This is a genomic window from Acidaminobacter sp. QWL-03 (assembly GCF_058683855.1).
Window position 1 is genome coordinate 1,005,392 of the sequence record NZ_CM178752.1, and the last position, 17,549, is coordinate 1,022,940.

13 protein-coding genes and 1 pseudogene are annotated in these 17,549 nt (G+C 49.5%); all 14 read right to left on the reverse strand.

Annotated features, from left to right (window positions below):
- Positions 1-5 precede the first annotated feature (5 nt).
- The 14 genes and pseudogenes from ortB to recJ all read right to left on the reverse strand — a co-directional run bounded on the left by ortB (position 6) and on the right by recJ (position 17,457).
- Positions 6-1,427, reverse strand: coding sequence for a 2-amino-4-oxopentanoate thiolase subunit OrtB (gene ortB / locus AC4PHM_RS04545; RefSeq protein WP_492019715.1), 1,422 nt, complete (start codon positions 1,425-1,427; stop codon positions 6-8).
- Entirely contained in the window at positions 1,420-1,728 is a 309-nt protein-coding gene (gene ortA, locus AC4PHM_RS04550; RefSeq protein ID WP_492019716.1) for a 2-amino-4-oxopentanoate thiolase subunit OrtA, read from the reverse strand. The genes ortB and ortA overlap by 8 nt, the downstream gene beginning before the upstream one ends.
- A 282-nt stretch (positions 1,729-2,010) precedes the next feature.
- Positions 2,011-3,060, reverse strand: a complete 1,050-nt coding sequence (ord, locus tag AC4PHM_RS04555; RefSeq protein ID WP_492019717.1) for a 2,4-diaminopentanoate dehydrogenase — start codon at positions 3,058-3,060, stop codon at positions 2,011-2,013.
- 334 nt (positions 3,061-3,394) lie between these two features.
- Positions 3,395-3,550 (reverse strand): hypothetical protein, encoded by a 156-nt coding sequence (locus AC4PHM_RS04560; RefSeq protein ID WP_492019718.1) that lies wholly within the window; start codon positions 3,548-3,550, stop codon positions 3,395-3,397.
- Positions 3,551-3,668: 118 nt separating this feature from the next.
- Positions 3,669-5,090: a sigma-54 interaction domain-containing protein gene (locus AC4PHM_RS04565; RefSeq protein WP_492019719.1), complete on the reverse strand. Its 1,422-nt coding sequence runs from the start codon at positions 5,088-5,090 to the stop codon at positions 3,669-3,671.
- Between the two features lie 149 nt (positions 5,091-5,239).
- Entirely contained in the window at positions 5,240-6,472 is a 1,233-nt protein-coding gene (gene glyA, locus AC4PHM_RS04570) for a serine hydroxymethyltransferase (protein WP_492019720.1), read from the reverse strand.
- Positions 6,454-6,810 (reverse strand): annotated as a pseudogene (locus tag AC4PHM_RS04575) (SoxR reducing system RseC family protein); the annotation flags it as partial. The gene glyA and the pseudogene AC4PHM_RS04575, both read right to left, overlap by 19 nt.
- Positions 6,811-7,007: 197 nt before the next feature.
- The gene (gene aspS / locus AC4PHM_RS04580) at positions 7,008-8,813 is read right to left on the reverse strand and encodes an aspartate--tRNA ligase (RefSeq protein WP_492019721.1); all 1,806 of its coding nucleotides are present in this window, start codon (positions 8,811-8,813) and stop codon (positions 7,008-7,010) included.
- Between the two features lie 471 nt (positions 8,814-9,284).
- Positions 9,285-10,856, reverse strand: coding sequence for a coproporphyrinogen dehydrogenase HemZ (hemZ, locus tag AC4PHM_RS04585; protein WP_492019722.1), 1,572 nt, complete (start codon positions 10,854-10,856; stop codon positions 9,285-9,287).
- Positions 10,853-11,485 carry an MBL fold metallo-hydrolase gene (locus tag AC4PHM_RS04590; protein WP_492019723.1) on the reverse strand — a complete coding sequence of 211 codons (633 nt, stop codon included), beginning with the start codon at positions 11,483-11,485 and terminating at the stop codon, positions 10,853-10,855. The genes hemZ and AC4PHM_RS04590 overlap by 4 nt, the downstream gene beginning before the upstream one ends.
- A gap of 212 nt (positions 11,486-11,697) precedes the next feature.
- Complete coding sequence (dtd, locus tag AC4PHM_RS04595) at positions 11,698-12,147, reverse strand: D-aminoacyl-tRNA deacylase (RefSeq protein WP_492019724.1); 450 nt, start codon at positions 12,145-12,147, stop codon at positions 11,698-11,700.
- 34 nt (positions 12,148-12,181) lie between these two features.
- On the reverse strand, positions 12,182-14,377 hold the full coding sequence (locus AC4PHM_RS04600) for a RelA/SpoT family protein (RefSeq protein ID WP_492019725.1): 2,196 nt from the start codon (positions 14,375-14,377) through the stop codon (positions 12,182-12,184).
- 185 nt (positions 14,378-14,562) lie between these two features.
- Positions 14,563-15,075 carry an adenine phosphoribosyltransferase gene (locus tag AC4PHM_RS04605; protein WP_492019726.1) on the reverse strand — a complete coding sequence of 171 codons (513 nt, stop codon included), beginning with the start codon at positions 15,073-15,075 and terminating at the stop codon, positions 14,563-14,565.
- Positions 15,076-15,207: 132 nt separating this feature from the next.
- Positions 15,208-17,457: a single-stranded-DNA-specific exonuclease RecJ gene (recJ, locus tag AC4PHM_RS04610; protein ID WP_492019727.1), complete on the reverse strand. Its 2,250-nt coding sequence runs from the start codon at positions 17,455-17,457 to the stop codon at positions 15,208-15,210.
- Between the last annotated feature and the right edge of the window lie 92 nt (positions 17,458-17,549).

Consider the following 17,549-nt stretch of genomic DNA (forward strand, 5'->3'; position numbering starts at 1 on the left):
CACTATTAGAGTATTTCCTTCAGCGCCGCACGAACAAACGCTTCATCCGTCTTGGTCTCTAGGGCAAGGAACGCCACATCGGCATCGCTGACTTCTGTTACCTTATTATTGACAACCGCATTCTTGATCAAAGACTTTCTAAGCTTTGTCATGTCGAGATCCACAGCTTTAATCATGCCAGGATTCTCAGGAATGACAATGGACGTCCCGGCAACTTCCGTCCTTGGATCCCCAAAAACAATCTCAATGCCGTTATTGCGAGCGAATGAAAGCTGCGAAGCATGATGCTTGCCGGCACCAGTGTATTCCGTCTCCTGAACCACGATAATCTGATCGCGATCCATCTCCTGAGCCAGAGAAAACGCCGCCGCCAGCGCCGTATTGCCCGCAGGTCCGCGCTCTAGGCCTTCAATTTGAGCCATCGCTTCTGTGATATAAAATACTTCACCTTGGTTAACCTGAAGATAGCGATCCATGTAACGCAGCGGTCGCGCAGCAGAACGCGGCACATCCGAACGGTCCGGCCATGTTGAGAACGGAACGCCAAAACCTGTATGCCCCGTCGTAAAGGATTTCTTATTAAACATAGTATCGCTTGCCATGTGGAGACCTGCAAGATTAACGCTCGCCGCCACAACTTGCGTATTCAGAGCGCCGGCCTTGATCAAGCCACGCGCCGTACCCGTCAAGTTGCCACCGCCCGCATTCGTAGCCACGACCACATCCGGATCCCGGCCAACACGCTCGCGCATCTGCATGATCAGTTCGTAACCCAGCGTCTCAACACCGGCAATGCCAAACGGTGTATACAAAGAAGCGTTAAAGTAGCCCGTTTCTTCCAGCAAACGCAAAAACGTGTAAAACAGCTCAGGTCCAACAGAAAGCTGAACCACCTCAGCGCCATGCGCCTCACACTTACGCGCCTTTTCAACGATCTCCGGCTGACCGACGCCTTTGGAATCGTAGCACTCCTGAACCACAATGCACTTCAGCCCCTGCATGGCCGCCTGGGAAGCCACCGCCGCACCATAGTTGCCGCTGGTCGCCGCTATGACGCCCTTGTAACCAAGGCGCTTCGCGTGATAAACCGCCGTCGCCGCACGTCGTTCTTTAAAACTGCCGGACGGATTGCCCGCCTCGTCCTTGACAAAAATCCTTGCGCCTTTTCCAGGTGCCGCATACTTTCTGGCAAGCTCCGTTATATTTTTAAGTTCAAAAATCGGCGTATTCCCAACACTCGTCTGGCTCTGAATCTTCTGGATCTCCTCGAGCGTATAACCGGTTTCCTTCATCATTTTTTCATAGTCAAATGCGATCGCGCCACTCTCAAAATCAGCATAGTCAATGCCGACCGCCTTTTTCATAATCTCATTCCGACGGCTCATGACCGCCTCATAGGAATTGTCTCTAACCTCTAAATTACTCATTGTCGTCACCTCCGAACAAAAGGCTTCGAAGCTGGCACGAAATCGTCAAAAGCTCCGGCACATAATCCCCAAACGAATGCGTATAGGTTGGGAACACCTCAACCAATTCCCCAGAAACGCGTCGGCCTGTCAAAGTCACAACCTCAACGGTCTCGCCCATTTCCGCGTCGCTTTCCGCAATGCCCTTTACCCAAAGTTCGAGAGGCACCGCCTTTGTATCATCAGGTACCTGCGGCGCGCGCTGATCCGGCGTCAAAACCGTGTCGTGCACTCGCACCCAATCCCCTTTTTTCGCTGCCATAGTGAACACCATCCTTTTCATCTCTAAATCCCTGAATTGGAGATCTTCAACTATGCTCTGATCCCCAAATTGTCTCAATAAAAAACAAGTAATGATTTTAGCCGATGGTCACCCATCCCACCCTTAAACCCGCCATGCGAATATCCCCAATAGAGACTTCGATGCGAGATTGTGGAGAGTAATGACCATCGGCAAACACTAGAAGCATCCGAGGTTTTAAGCGACTTTGAGCCATTCAAAACCCCGGACGCGCTGATCCCAACCTAAAATCTGAATTTCTAACTACTTGATGAAGTCTCTGAAGTCGCCCATGATCGCACGTGGCACTGGAAGATCAATCATAGTGACGAGGCCTGGCGCCGCGTTGATGACGTGAGGGATCATGTTGACGCACATAGCGTACGTACCGATACCGCCCTCAACTTCAGGTGTATTGGACATGTTGATCGCTGGGGATCCTTTGATCGTGATGTAGTCGCCAGTGCTGGTGCCGCCCATTTCAGGCTCGATTTGCTGCGGGTGGATCATGTCGATTTTAACTTCGCCGTCAACAAAGCCTTGGCCAGTCATAGTGACGCCAGCGACGTCGCCAGCTGCCGCGAAGCCGTATGGAGACTTTCTGTCGACTTCCGTGACGATTGGGCTCATTTGTTGCTCGAATTTGTCAACTTTCCAGCCAATCGCGTCAGCGATCATTTGGATGGACTCTGCGAAGCCGACGTGGCCAGCGAGGGTACCATTTTTGACATTAGTATCGAAGTCAGCGAGCTTGCTGCCGACGCCCTGCTCGTGCATGACAACCGGGCCAAATGGTGACAGGCTGTTGACGCGCTTAGCTTGGATGTGTTCGACATCTTCCATGCAGCCGGTCATGCAGACGACGAGAAGGTCCATCATAAGACCTGGGTTGATGCCTGTGCCGAGAACTGTGACACCGTTTTCTTTAGCGATACGGTCGAGCTCAGCAGCGAGCTCAGGGTTTTGAGCCTGTGGGTAAGCCATTTCTTCAGCAGTTGAAATGACGTTGATTTTCTTCTCTAGACAAGCTTTGATTCTTGGGAACGCTTCTTTTGTATAGGAATCTGTTGCCGTCATGATGACGTCGCAGCACTTCTCTGTGATTGTCGCGTCAAAGTCGTTGCTGATGATGACCGGGCTGCGATCGCCGCGCTCTACACCAAGGTATTCGTATATATCTCTTCCGACACGCGTTGCGTTGCGGTCAACTACTGCTACGATTTCGACACCTTTTTTCTTAAGCAACATTTTAGCCATACCGCTGCCCATTGCACCGAAGCCCCAGATTGCCACTTTAACATTTGGTTTTTGCATTTTAAAAGCCACCTCCGAAAATTTACCCACGTGTATGGGTCTTGCCAATTATATAAGCAAGCCTCATGCCAAAATGGCTAATCACAAATAAATATCAAAGACTATTTAGAAAAAATTAAAAGATAGTTTCTGCCGATGGTCATTTTCTCCCCCTCACCACACATTCCGCAACTATTATTGCAATATCATTTTTTTCGGACATAATAATGAAGGAAATACTTCGATATCAGGCCCTCGTTCTTAGAATTTTAGCCTTTCGAAACAGATAATGAATCACTAGACAAATAAAAATGTAATTTTCCAAATAAATGTGAGTTAAGAGCGAATAATTATTCTAATTTTCAGATATTTTCTTTGTTTGAGTGGCGAATATGAACAAAATACTTTTACAAATGTAAAAAAGCAAAACATTTTGCGCTTCCGCCGCAAAATGTTTTGCTTTTTTCCGTTTTGAAGCATGCCCGCCCAGTCTCTGACGAAATCCTTCCACGCGGGTCTGACCCCACCTGTTCATCTTTGCGGGTCCGACCCCGTCGATCAACCTACGCGGGTCTAACCTACGCGGGTCTGACCCCACCTGTTTCGCAAGCAGGTCCGACACCATCAGTTCAACCTTTCAGGTCTGACCCCGCCTGCCTCAACTTATACTGCAAATTCTGACGAGACAATCCCAGACTTTCCGCCGCCCTGGAAATATTGCCGCCGTTTAATTTCATAGCTCTTTCAATTTCCTTTTCCTCTATGCTCCGAAGGAACGCAGCCAAGGATTGTGAACCCCTCGGCGTCATTTCTTCTTTTGCTGCAGCCGCGTAGGTCTGACCCCGTAAGAGCTCCGCGACATGAGACGGTAAATGCTCACGGCCAATCACATGCTCATCCGTCACCATGTTCATGGCAGACTCGATAAAATTCTGAAGCTCGCGGACATTGCCCGGCCAAGAATAGGCCTTGAACCACTGGGACACCTCACCGGACAGCATCCAGACATCCTTATCAAGAGACTCGTTGAACTGACGCACAAAATGATCCACCAACAGCGGAATGTCATCCTGTCGCTCACACAACAACGGAATCTTGATATAGATGACATTCAGCCTATAGAACAAATCCTTCCTAAAAGCCCCGGACTGCATGAGTTCAAAGGGATCCTCGTTGGTGGCCGCAATAATCCTGACATTAATCTTGATATCCTGCTGTCCGCCGACACGCCGCACATAACTCTCCTGCAGCACCCGCAGCAGTTTCGCCTGAAGCTCTTCACTCATGGAGTTTATCTCATCGAGGAACAGCGTCCCGCCATTGGCCTGCTCAAACAGCCCTGGCCGGTCCAGCGCCCCCGTAAAACTCCCCTTCACTGAGCCAAAGAGAATGCTCTCAAGCAGCGTATCCGGAATTGCCGCGCAGTTTTGTGCAATAAACGGCTTATCCCACCGGCTGCTGGCACTGTGAATGCTCTGGGCAAAGAGTTCCTTGCCGGTACCCGTATCCCCGTGAATCAGCACGCTGGAAGTCGTCTCCGCGGCCCGCCGCGCGATCCGGATCGACTCCATAAAAGCCGGGCTCCGCCCAATCAAATGCTCAAACGTGTAGTGCGTACGCACCTGAAACTTGTATTTTTCGGGGTTTACCAGCTTTGCCTGAAGATCGAGAATCTTCTCGGACATATGCGTCACATCCGTGAAGTTCTTCGAAATCTCCACGGCGCCAACCAAGTCCTCGCCTTCAAAAATCGGAAACGTCGTGTTCACCGTTGTAATCCGCTTCCCTTTCAGGTTCAGATAGCTCTGCATCTTCTGCCGCACAGGCTTTCGGTGGGTCATGGCCATCAGCAGCGTACTGTTTTCCTGAGTCCAGTTTGGAAATACCTCAAGCAGGTGCCGCCCAATAACGGTCTCCGCAGACAGCCCCTCAATTTTTTCCATCGCTTCATTGTACGCCACAGTGACGCCATCCCGGTTGATGATGTGGATGCCCTCTTCAATTTCCTGCAAAATATTTTGCGTCGCATAAATTAACAATTTTTGGTCCAAGGGTATTCCTCCCGACCAGAGTATTTATTCATGTACAATCGAAAAGAAAATAAAGCCCAAAACAGCGTTTGCCGATGGTCCCCCAAGCCACCCCACGATCAAGGGGCGGCTGGAAAACCATCGGCAGACTATTCTTGTTTTTAAATTTTCTAGGTGTAAATTCTGAACTTCTCGCAGAGTTCGTTGACGGAAGCCGCGATTTCTTCATTCGGCTTCGTGCCCTCAAGGGTATCCGCGATGAGTGACGCGACCTGCTTCATCTCTTCAACGCCCATGCCGCGGGAAGTGACCGCTGCGGTGCCGATACGGATGCCGCTGGTGACAAACGGGCTCTCCGTCTCAAACGGAACCGTATTTTTATTAACTGTAATGTGAACGTCACCCAGCATTTTCTCAGCGGCTTTGCCCGTAAGACCTTTGTTTCTGAGGTCGAGGAGCATCAGGTGGTTGTCCGTCCCGCCGGAAACGAGCTTGAAGCCGCGCGCGATCAGACCATCAGCGAGCGCCTGGCAGTTTTCGACGATCTTCTTCTGATAATCCTTGAACTCGTCAGTGAGGGCTTCCTTAAAGCTGACAGCCTTTGCAGCGATGACGTGCATCAACGGACCGCCCTGGATGCCTGGGAAGATCGCTTTGTCTATAGCTTTTGCGTACTCCGCTTTGCAGAGGATCGCGCCGCCGCGTGGGCCGCGGAGGGTTTTATGTGTTGTCGTGGTGACGAAATCCGCGTAGTCGCAAGGGTTCTCGTGGAGACCTGCAGCAACGAGACCGGCGATGTGCGCCATGTCGACCATGAGGAGCGCGCCGACTTCATCGGCAATTTCCTTGAATTTCTTGAAATCGATTTTTCTAGGATATGCGCTGGCGCCAGCGACGATCATCTTAGGCTTGTGCTCGATCGCTTTAGCGCGGACGTCATCATAATCGATGGTTTCAGTCTCAGGGCTGACGCCGTAATCAACGAAATTGAAGTAGACGCCGGAAATGTTGACTGGTGAACCGTGCGTTAAGTGGCCGCCGTGAGTGAGGTTCATGCCGAGGACAGTATCGCCAGGCTTCAGCATGGCGAAGTAGACACCCAGGTTGGCGTTGGCGCCGGAGTGCGGCTGAACGTTGGCGTGCTCAGCGTTGAAGAGCTGCTTCAAACGGTCGATGGCAAGGTTCTCCACGACGTCGACGAACTCGCAGCCACCATAGTAGCGCTTTGCAGGGTAGCCCTCTGCGTATTTGTTGGTAAAGGCGCTGCCCATGGCCTCCATAACAGCGGTGCTGACGTTGTTCTCTGACGCGATCAGCTCAAGGCCTTTCTCCTGACGTTTGTTTTCGTTCTGCAGTGCCTCGTAAACTTCAATATCCACATCTTTTAAGTGCGTATTGAGCATGTGTTTTCATCCTCCTCCAGAATTTTTGTGATTGTCATTTCATATTTTCCGCCTTCCCGTCTCGCTTTGTCATTCCTGCGAATTAAGAGAAAGGTGAGAACCATCAAACTTATACCCGCTATTGCGCTCAACACCTCAACATTTTTCAGGTGGCTGAGCGTCAGCTGTACAAGGCCGATCCCTGCGAACAATGCGATCAAAGGGACCACGTAAACTATGAAGGCTGCCGTCAGCACTTTTTCGTCTGACAGCTCAATCTCCACACGAGCGCCAATTTCTGCGCCGATGGGATTCTCTACCTCCACCGACATTTCCATATTTTCCTCGCCCAACTGGCAAGCGCCGCAGTCCCCTCAGGCCGCGTGCCTGGTCAGCTGAACCACGGCTCTCTGCCCTAAGGCCTCCGTGACAACACCATGTCTGATCACTGATTTTTACGCTCCTTTAATACCTAAGACCAATACGGGTCTGGGGCTAAGGCCTATCGACCCCGTCTGTTACCCAACCAAATTCTGATATCCATTCAACCGCGCCATTATTCCTGTACTGCGGCCTCAGCCTCAGAAACCTCAACAGCCTCTGCCAGTTTCACCTGAACCGAGAGCTCATCCAGTTGATCCTCATCCACCCAAGATGGCGCGTCCGTCATCAGACAGCTCGCATTCTGAGTTTTAGGGAAGGCTATAACTTCTCGAATATTTTCACTGCCCGTGATCAGCATAACAAGCCGATCCAATCCAAAAGCTATGCCACCATGTGGAGGGGTACCGTATTTGAACGCTTCCAGCAGGAATCCAAATTTTTCTTGAGCCTTCTCATCAGAGAATCCAAGTGCCCTAAACATCCTCTTTTGGACCTCAGATTTGTGGATTCGGATACTTCCGCCGCCAATCTCAAAGCCATTCAAGACAATATCATAGGCTTTCGCTCTTGCCGCTCCCGGGTCTGACCCCAGCAGTTCAAGATCTTCATCCCGAGGAGATGTAAAAGGATGGTGCTTTGCGACAAAGCGGCCAGACTCCTCATCATATTCAAAGAGCGGGAAGTCTGTTACCCATAGGAAATTAAAGGTGTCTTTCGGAATAATATCTAGTTTTTTAGCAACTTCTTGTCTGAGGCTTCCAAGGCTGTCAAAGACTACTTGAGGCTTGTCAGCGACAAAGACGAGAATGTCACCGGTTTCACCCTGCATTTTCCCAATAAGCGCTGCCATTTGCTCTTCAGAGAAGAACTTGGCGATAGGTGAATTTAAACCATCTGCGCCTAGACGAATCCAGGCTAATCCTTTTGCACCATAAGTTTTAACGAATTCACCGAGTTTGTCGATCTCTTTTCTGCTGATGTGATCCGATGCACCCTTCAGGTTAATCCCTCGGACATCACCTTGGTTCGCGACTGCATCTGTAAAAACTTTGAATCCACAGTCTGCAACAATCTCATTCAAATGAACAAGCTCAAGCCCATATCGCGTATCAGGCTTATCGCTTCCGTAACGCGTCATGGCCTCATCAAAGGTTAACCGTGGGAAAGGAAGTGCAGGTCTGACCCCCATGGTCTCTTCCATAACTTTCGCCAATAACCTTTCGTTCACTTCCATGACATCCTCAGGCTCGACAAAAGACATCTCAATATCGATTTGTGTAAACTCCGGCTGACGATCCGCTCTTAAATCCTCATCCCTGAAGCACTTCGTAATTTGGTAATACTTATCAAATCCCGACACCATCAAGATCTGTTTAAACAATTGAGGCGATTGAGGCAAGGCATAAAATTTACCAGGATTAACACGGCTCGGCACCAAATAGTCGCGAGCACCTTCCGGGGTTGGCTTAGTCAAAACAGGTGTTTCGAAATCAATAAAGCCTTCCTGCTCGAGAAAATTTCGGACAATCTGGGTGACACGGCTTCTCAGTCTCAGTTTTTGCTGCATCTTTGGCTTTCTGAGATCCAGGTAGCGGTATTTTAACCTTAAACGCTCTCCAGCGTCATCATCATCCTGAACGTGAATAGGCGGAATCTCGGATTCATTAATAATAACGAGCGAATCAGCGAAAACCTCGATTCTTCCTGTTGGAATTGTACTATTGATAGATTCTCTTAAGCGAACTGTGCCCTGCACTTCAATGACATATTCACCACGAAGTGTTTCAGCCAGATCAAAAGCCGCCTGAGATACTGCAGTGTCAAAGACAATCTGCGCAATCCCCTCACGGTCTCGCAAATCTACAAAGATAAGCCCGCCAAGATTTCGCTTTCTTTGTACCCAACCCTTTAGTACAACCGTCGAACCAATGTGTTCATCTCTCAGAACACCGCAATAATGTGTGCGTTTCACAGCCATTCCCTCCATTTGATTATATTTGACTAAGATTAGAGAAAAACAGCCACCTGAACCTTGAAGTTATTTTAGTATTTAGAAAACATTTTAAGTCATATTTCATTTTTCTTCAAGTGAAATTTTGCGGGTCTGACCCCGCCTGTTCAAGGCAGCCAAATAACATTGTTACTTTCTTACAAAATCCACTAAAAACCAAAATCGATTTCCGGATCACAGTACCCCTTAAGATCGCACCACCCAATACAAATAAAAAAACCCGTCACTAAGCAATGCTTAGGGACGAGTCTATAAACCCGCGGTGCCACCCTAATTGGAATAAACCCTCTTATCGACACTCAAGACCTCACAAAAGCGGTTGTCCTTCACTGACATCATGGATCACCAGGCTTCCACCCACCCCCGGTTCGCTGTTGGATTTAACGCAGTTACTCTTTTCCGCAGTCTTGAATATTAAGTTATATCTATTATAGAGAATCACCTAAGACGTGTCAACCACTCAATTTTTTGTTCGATCATATCGTCGATCCGCCCAATATAATCCTCTACGCCTTTAGCATTTGCCAGTCGCTCGACCCTGCCATCAGACTCCGACACCAGCTTTGAAACCGATCCGGCACCAATTGCCACAATGGAATGCCGATCCCCCATCATCCTGATATTATACAGACATTTGTGATCAGGCAGGGTCAGACCCACGTTCTCCAAATTCCCCACCATATTCTTCTGACGGTAGAGATAGTAAGGCTCATACCCAGCCTCAGCAAATGTCCTCAGCGCATTCTCATACATTTGATCCACCTCAAAGGCAGACGCCGCAAGCCCCTGCTCATATGCAGCCCGATCCTCATTGAGCCTCGACGCCCGTTTGACCGCAAGCGTGTGCACCGTAATGTTCTCAGGCCTAAGTGACTGTATCACCTCAGCGGTATGCGCGACGTCCTCGATCGTCTCTCCCGGAAGCCCTACAATCAAGTCAGCGTTGATCACTTCAAATCCAATGCCACGCGCCAGCTCAAACGCCTCAATAATCGCCGCTGAATCGTGATCCCGCCCGATCCGCCTCAAAGTCGCATCCGACATGGTCTGTGGATTGATGCACACTCGGCTGACCCCATAACGCTTCATATCCCGCAGCTTCTTCTCTGTAATTGTATCCGGCCGCCCGGCTTCCACCGTATATTCCCGCAGCCCACCAACCGACGTACTCAGCGGCTTCACCAGGTGCCTGTCCACCGCGTCCAGCAGCCTCTCGAACTCCGACTCTGCCAGGCTCGTAGGCGTCCCGCCTCCAATATATACGCAGTCCACCACATGCCCGCGCTCTAAAAGAAATTTGCCGATGGTCACAATTTCCCCCACCATCGCCTCCAAATACGCCGGCACCAAATGCCCCTTATACTTCAGCGGATTGGACGGAAAACTGCAATACAAACACTTAGACGCACAGAACGGAATGCACAAATATAGAGACAGCTTTTCGTGATCCTGCTTTAAAATATCATCTTCATGCCCGGCCACCTTCATAGCCAACTTGATTTTCTCATTCGAAACCCTATAATGCCTTGTCAAATAATCTCGAATCTGAATTGCATCCTCAACCCCGGAATCAATGAGATCATGCACAATTTTTACAGGTCTGATCCCCGTTAAAATCCCCCACCCGGTTTTTGCCTCAATCCTTTGATTCATCAAGTCAAAGAACGCTAGTTTGACCATGTTTTTTATGGGTTTCTTGCCAATAAAGTCATCAAGATCAGAAAATTTCAAGCGAACTGCGGAATACTCCTCACCACTCTCATCATCCCCATCAAAAGACGCCTCAATCCCATCCGCATCCATTTTTAAACACACAACTATGCAGGTCTGACCCCGTCTGTTCTCCAAAACACCCTCGCAGGTCTGACCCCGTCTGTCCGTCACTTCCTCAACCTCCGCCCCCAAAACAAAGAGACCTGCGAGCACGCGCAGGTCTTGTAGGCAGCTGTTATGATCAAAACTTGTCTCAAAGCCATCAAAGCCCTCAAAATATACAGAAATCCGGATCAAGTCCAGCGCCCCCTTAAGAATGGGTTGCCAAATCGTTCTTTGCTTATCGTACTGGCAGGCCCATGCCCAGGCAGCACCACCAGATCATCAGACCGGGTCAGCAGTTTCTTTGCAATTGAGTCAATCAAAGTGTCATAATCGCCGCCAGTCAAATCTGTACGTCCAATCGATCCCGCAAAAAGTGTATCCCCGGTGATCAAGAAATTCTCAACCTCAAAGCACACACCACCCATGGAATGACCCGGCGTATGAATCACCTCAACCTTTAGATCGCCTGCTGTCAAAATATCGCCATCCTCGAAAGTAAAATCCGGCTCAATCCCCACAGTCGGGCCCGTCATCTGGCTCGACAGATTAATGGAAGCGTTGGCCAGCATTTCAAGGTCACCCTTATGCACACCAACCTTCAAAGGATAATATTGTTTAAGCTCAGGCACTCCCATAATGTGATCCCCATGCGCATGGGTCAGCAAAACATAAACTGGTTCAATGCCATTCTCTTCTAAATAACGGGAAATTTTATCGACGCTGCCGCCCGGATCAACAATAACCCCTTTTCCCGTCGTTTCAGACGAGATTATATAGCAATTGGCAGCATACACACCCGCTGGAATTCTCTCAATTTTCACGACAAAACACTCCCTGTCCACATAAAATAAGCGCCTAAAGGCGCTTATAATCTTATTCTTGCACCGAGTTCATCAACCCATGCAGCCTCATGATCTCTATACCCTATTGCAGGCCAAGAGCATCACAATTTAAACAAAAAACCACCAATAAACACAACAAATTTCGACAAAATCAAGCTAAAATAAATCAAGCCCAAATTTACCAAGCCATCCTAAAACAGCTTATGACTGTCCAGCAAAATCGTCACCGGCCCATCATTCAGGATATCCACCATCATATGCGCCTGAAACTGCCCAGTCTCCACCTTGACCCCCAGTGCCGCAATACGCGTCACCAAAGTCTCATACATAGCATTCGCCATCTCTGGCCTCGCCGCATCCGTAAACCCAGGCCGGCGCCCCTTGCGCGCGTCCCCCAGCAAAGTGAACTGAGACACCACCAAAAGCTCCCCGCCCACATCCAGCAGCGACAAATTCATCTTCCCATCTGCATCCTCAAAAATCCGAAGGTTAGGAATCTTGTCCACCATGTAGTCAAGATCCTTCTCCGTGTCCTTTTCCTCCACACCCAAAAGCACCATCAGGCCATGACCAATCTCCCCGGTCACCCGCTCATCCACAGTTACCGACGACCGCCTGACGCGCTGAATCACTGCGCGCATCGTGAACCTCCAATCGAAAACTCCATAATCCTTTCTAAGATGTTACCCGTTTAACCTCTATGATCTCCGGCATATTCTGGATCTTCTTGATCAGTTTCACCAGCTGCTCCGAATCATTAATCTCCACCGTCAGATTGATAATTGCCATATTGTTTTTCGTCAGCTTGGCATTAATTCCCGTCACCGTCAGGTTGAACTCTGAAATCAGCACAGTAACCTCCCCGAGCAGCCCCTTCCGGTCCGGCGCTATAATCTGAATCTCAGAAGAATATGACGCCTGCTTCCCACGGTTGTCCCAGGAGACTTCAATAAACCTGTTGTTCGCGTCCTCGGTCTTCTCAAAGTTCGTGCAGTCCTTGCGGTGGATCGTCACACCGCGCCCCCGCGTGATATACCCTATGATGTCGTCCCCCGGCACTGGGCTGCAGCACTTCGCGAACCGAACCAGAATGTCGTCATAGCCTTCAAGAATAATACCATTTGCCGATGGTTTCGTCTTCCGCTCCTTGCCCTCATGAATCTCGCTGGAAACGTGCCCCCCAACCGGAATATCGTTCGGCAGAACCGGTTTTTTCACCGTCGCCTTGTATTTTTCGCGAAGCTTCGGCACAATCTGATTCAGCATGATCCCGCCATAACCCAGCGCAGCATACATATCTTCCACTGAATGCAAACTGAGGCGCGACAAAATTGGCTCCAGCCACTCATCCTTCATGAGCTCCTTTACCTGAAGCCCATTGCGCTTCACTTCACGTTCAAACATTTCACGGCCTTTGTCAATATTTTCCTCGCGGCGCTCTTTCTTGAACCACTGCTTGATCTTATTCTTGGCCTGGGTACTCACCACAAACTTCAACCAGTCACGGCTTGGCCCCTGGGACGCATTGGACGTCAGAATTTCAATAATCTGTCCGTTCGCCAGCTTGTAGTTCAGCGGCACAATCCGCCCGCTGACCTTCGCACCGACACACTTGTTGCCCACCGCGGAGTGAATCTTGTAGGCGAAATCCACCGGAGTCGAACCCACCGGCAGCTCAATGACCTCTCCATTCGGCGTAAATACAAATACCTGATTCGTGAACAGGTCAATTTTCAGGGATTCCATGAATTCCCGCGGATCATTCAAATCCCGCTGCCACTCCATCATCTGACGCAGCCAGGCGAGACGCTTCTCCATGTCGTCCTGACTTGTATTCTCAAGACCCTCTTTGTATTTCCAGTGGGCCGCGATACCAAACTCAGCGATTCTATGCATCTCAATAGTCCGGATCTGAATTTCAAAAGGCTCGCCTTGTGAGCCTATGACGGTCGTATGCAGCGACTGGTACATATTAGGCTTTGGCATGGCAATATAATCCTTGAACCGGCCTGGAATAGGCTTCCAAAGATTGTGCACGATCCCCAGCACGCCATAGCAGTCCTTAATGGAATCCACCAGAACCCGGATTGCCGTCAGATCGTAGATTTCTTCAAAATTCTTGTTTTGATAAATCATTTTCTTATAAATGCTATAAAAATTCTTCGGTCTCCCGACGATCTCACACTCGATCTGCACTTCCTTCAGCGCCTCGCGGATATCCTTGATGACGCTGTTGATGTAGCTTTCTCGCTCTTCTCGCTTGCGGTTTACCTTGGTCACCAGGTCGTAGTAACCTTCCGGGTCCAGATACAAAAAGCTGAGGTCCTCAAGCTCCCATTTCAGCCGCGAAATACCCAGCCTGTGCGCGATGGGCGCATAAATCTCAAGGGTCTCCTGAGCCTTCTCCCGCTTCTTGGAGTCTGTCATGTATTTGAGTGTCCGCATGTTGTGCAGCCGGTCCGCCAGCTTGATCAGAATAACCCGAATGTCCTTGGCCATGGCCAGAAACATTTTCCTGAGATTCTCAGCCTGAGCCTCTTCCTTTGTCTCATACTGAATCTGGCCGAGTTTCGTCACCCCGTCCACCAGCAGCGCCACCTGACGCCCGAATTCCTTTTCCAGCTCCCCAAAGGTATAACGCGTGTCCTCAATGACATCGTGAAGCAGCCCCGCGATCACAGTATCCTCGTCGAGTTCCAGCTCCGCCAGAATCAGTGATACCTGCACAGGATGCGTAAAATAAGATTCCCCCGACTTCCTGAACTGTCCGCTGTGGGCGGACTCCCCAAACTGATACGCCTTGATGATACGGTCCATATTCAGATAAGGATTAAATTGTTCCAGCTTCATAATAAAACTTTCCAGGTTCATCTCGTTCACCACACCTTCTGTGACATGCTAACACTGTCATCCAACATTATTTTAAAGATTATTTTAGCCGATGGTCACCTTAACCCCATCCCCGCTTTCGAAAAAGGCCCGCTAGAAATAAACTCCTGCGGGCTTCAGGGGCAACTGACGTGTTGAAACCCTGAGATTCGATATCTTCATTTAAACTAATAGTGCACCAGGGATTCCGCCCGGCATCCGCCAAGCTTTTCCCGTCCGTTAAGGAAGGTGAGCTCAATGAGGAAAACACAACCCACAACTTCAGCGCCAAATTCCCCAACCATCCGAATGATGGACTCCACCGTGCCGCCAGTTGCCAACAAATCGTCCGCAATCAGCACCCGGGCTCCAGGCTTAATGGCATCCTTATGGATTTCAAGGATATCCGTGCCATATTCCAATTCATACTCGAAACGGTAAGTTTCATAAGGCAGCTTGCCCGGTTTTCTAACAGGGACAAACGCTTTCTTGGCAGCATAGGCAATAGGTGCGCCAATCAGAAATCCCCGGGCCTCAGGTCCGAGCACAACGTCAAATTCCACGTCCTGTACTGATGCCAGCATTTTGTCAATGGCAAAAGCGTAGGCTTCTCCATCTGCAAGCAGGGTCGTGACATCTTTAAAACTGATGCCTTCTTTTGGGAAATCCTGAATTTCTCTGATCTTGCCTTTCAGGTCCATGAGAATCCTCCTGAGAAACTTTAAATTAGACTATATTAGTTTATCAAAATTTCGACAAATGTCAAAGTCTTTGTATACAGCCTAAGTGGCTTGTCATTATGTCCTAGCTGTAACTCCCATCTTTTACTTCTTTCAACTCCTGGTCCATTCCGTCAGCGCAGAAAATAAAGGCGATGCCGTCAAGTCAATCTTTGCTGCAACCGGACGGATTTTATACCGGTTGTCGCTGCCTGATTCAATTAATCCGGCAGATTCCAGAATCCTCAGTGCCAGCACTGTTTCAAGGTTAAACGGCTTATTGAGTGATTCTCCGTTTCGAATCGAGAGGTAGAGGCTTTTCAATTTGTCCCGGTTGGGAACTATGGCTGCGGCTTCTCTTTTTAGATCATACCCCGGTGGATCCAGACAAACGGCATCCTTATGAGGTGTCACTGGACAGAGGATCAGTGCTTTTTCAAGTGAAGCCTGACCATCTCTATCTTTCCAGCGATGATAAAACGATAGCCACCCCTGAAGGGAGTATGCCACGAAAGTGTCAGGTTCGAATTGGATTGGTTTTTCCACTGGCGATTTAATCGATGAGGACACTTGTTGAAACTGATAAGCCTGGTGAATGATCGCTTCTGCCTTAGATTTATAAAAGAATTCCAGATCCGCCTCATCAAAATGGAGTGATGGCTCGTGGATACGAATATCCCGTGTGTCAAACTGGATCGACTTGACCCCTCTGAATTCGTTTTCTTCTACAGTGACCAGGGCGTCAAAACGCATTTTGGCTTTTAACGGTTCGAAGATCTCCGAATTGCGAAAGTTGACTAGATCGAAGTTGCGAAGACCATCGGAAGCCAGCACTTTTAAATAAGTCTTGACCCGCCCTATTGTCATAACTTTCTCGGTGATGAGGTCGTTGACCCGGAACAAGGGCTTCGGATTACTCATGCCGAAGGGCTCAAGCTTTTTAAGCAGATCTGTCAGCTCGAATCGGATGGCTTCCTTGTTCAGCGTCGCCTCGACACGATAAAGGGGTTTGAAGGCCTCTGCGGTCAGGTGTTCAGAGGCGTATGCGATCAGCCGCTTTTCCAGTTCTGGGAGCTGGGCCGCCTCCAGCGTCATGCCGGCAGCCTGCTCATGGCCGCCAAACTTGGAAAAAAGATTTGAGACACCTTGTAACGCCTCGAACAAGTTAAAGCCCTCGATGCTGCGGCCGCTCCCCTTGGCGGTCCCGTTTTCCACACTAAAGACGATGACCGGCCTGTGATACCGCTCTACGATCCTCGACGCTACAATACCAATGACGCCCCCGTGCCAGTCTTCGCCGCTCACAATCAGGAAAGGCGGCAGCTGCTGGTCCGGAAGATTGGGGTCCCTTTTAAGCTCCACTTGAGCGATGGCCGCTTCCACGATCTCGCGCTCAATCTCCTGACGCTGCTCGTTCATCTCGACCAGCTGTTTAGCAATTTCTGCGGCTTCGAGTGGATCTTCCGTCACCAACAGTTTTACACCAAGGGTTGGATCTGCGATTCGCCCTGCAGCGTTTAGCTTTGGTCCCAAAATGAATCCAATGTGCCCCGCGGTGATTTTCTTACCTGTCATGTCTGTTGCTTCAATGAGGGCTCTCATGCCAATCTGACTGGTTTCGGACATGGTCGACAACCCATGATGGACGATGATTCTATTTTCACCAAGAAGTGGCGCGACGTCCGCAACCGTTCCAAAAGCAGAAATCTCAAGAAGCTCAGTCCGAATGTCTGCGAATTTATCTTCCAGGAGGGCTTCCGCAATTCGAAGTGCAATTCCTGCGCCCGCCAAATGCTTATAAGGGTATGGGCAGCCAGGCTGCTTGGGGTTGAGGATCGCAAAAGCGTCTGGAAGAATGGCATGTGGTTCGTGGTGATCTGTGATGATCAAGTCAACGCCGCTCTTCGTGCAAATCTCTGCTTCCACGGTAGAGGTAATGCCGCAGTCTACTGTTATGATAACGCTTGCGCCATCTGCGATCAATGACTTTATAGCTTCAGCATTCAGACCGTAGCCTTCGTCATGCCTGTCTGGAATGTAATAGCGCACAGGTACCCGGAGATGTCTGAATGCCCTCACCAGAATGGATATACTCGTCATGCCATCCACATCATAATCCCCGTAAACGACAATCTTCTCCCCCACCTCCACCGCTTTTTTAATCCGATGAACAGCCGGGGTCAGACCTAGCATGCGATCCGGAGGCGCCAAATCTTCCAGTCTTGGATTCAAGAACGCATCCTTGTCTGAAGGATCAACCCCGCGAGCGCTCAGCAGGCTGTCTGTTAAAATGTCTAAGTCAATCAAACCATCAGATGACATTTCATTCTTTTTCGAAACCCAGCGGGTTTTATTTGAAAGCATTCCATCGTTCCTTTTTAAATAAATTTTCGATTCTTGCAGGTCTGCGCATGGCTTTCGCCTAGTTGCGCCTATCGACCCCGTCTGTTTCATAA